The organism is Leptospira abararensis (assembly GCF_016918735.1).
Taxonomy (GTDB): Bacteria; Spirochaetota; Leptospiria; order Leptospirales; family Leptospiraceae; genus Leptospira_A; species Leptospira_A abararensis.
Genome location: NZ_JAFFPR010000045.1, coordinates 1 through 1,142, shown reverse-complemented (window position 1 = coordinate 1,142; position 1,142 = coordinate 1). Strand labels below are relative to the sequence as shown.

Genomic DNA, 1,142 nt, shown 5'->3' with positions numbered 1-1,142 from the left:
AGATTTCTGAAAAAATCTGGATCTCGTGGGGCCTTCGCTCGGCCTAAAGGCACATTTCGTGTCACGCTAACGCCTCTTCTAGAGGCTCAGCTACACGAAACGTCGGTAAGCCTAATTCGTTATGCGCAAGACCGTAAAATTTTAGTCAAAATATAGAATTTTAAGTAGTTGACATTGTCCACCCATTAAATAAACTTGGAATAGTGGAAAAACGTGTCTGCCATTATCCGTTAAAAAAGATAAAAGAACTGATTACCGAGGGAAAGTTTTCTATCACAAAAAATGCTCAAAAAACTGCCATTGAACAATTTGGATATAGTGAAACTGAAATTATTAATGAAGTGCTAAATTTACATAATTCTGACTTTTTCAAATCAATGACTTCCCATAACAATCATTTGCTCTGGCACGATGTTTACAAAAAGGAAAGTAATAATTATAAACTTTATATTAAAATTCAAATTTCGAACAGCAATACATTAGTTATTTCTTTTAAAGGAGATGAAAGCTTATGAAAGATAAAAAAAGGATCGATTGTCCTGTCTGTGGTGAAACAAATTCTATGATTTTCAAAACCGATGTCTCTGAAAATTTCAATATTAAAGATTATGGAAACCTTAAAATCAATAATATTGAAGGTTACTATTGCAAAAATTGCAAAGACGGAATTCTTACTAGAAAATCTCAAAATCACATAAATGCTACAATTGCTGAATTTAAAGCAAAAAAGGATGCTGAAGTTACAGTTGCTGCGGATCTTATTAGTGTTGATGAAATGGCGAAGAAGTTAAAATTATCCCGCCAATCTATTCATAAAATGATGAACATTGGAAAAATCAGATATGTATTTGTTGGAGATATAAGATTACCATTGAAAAACCAAAAAGTCTCTCATAAATAACGGTCCAGCGCATAACAGCGCCTTACCGCTACGCTTCGGCACAAGGCCTCGCTCGGCCTCCGGCAAATTCCCCTTCTGGCATTCGCCTTGCTTACGCAAGCTACATGCCAGTCCCTAACGTCCCGTGATCGGGACTCAGGGTCGGGGAACTTCGGTAAGTCTAGTTCGTTATACGACATTCGTCGGAATAAATTTTAAAAACAGAGGAAAATATGAAAGAAGATATAAAGAAAATCTTATT

Annotated in this window: 2 protein-coding genes; both read left to right on the top strand. The window is 35.5% G+C overall.

The genetic code is table 11. The features are described from left to right. Positions 1-203 precede the first annotated feature (203 nt). Entirely contained in the window at positions 204-515 is a 312-nt protein-coding gene (locus JWG40_RS12605) for a type II toxin-antitoxin system MqsR family toxin (RefSeq protein WP_205286153.1), read from the top strand. Next, positions 512-901 carry a type II toxin-antitoxin system MqsA family antitoxin gene (locus JWG40_RS12600; RefSeq protein ID WP_205286152.1) on the top strand — a complete coding sequence of 130 codons (390 nt, stop codon included), beginning with the start codon at positions 512-514 and terminating at the stop codon, positions 899-901. Before JWG40_RS12605 ends, JWG40_RS12600 begins: the two co-directional genes overlap by 4 nt. The last annotated feature ends 241 nt before the right edge of the window (positions 902-1,142 follow it).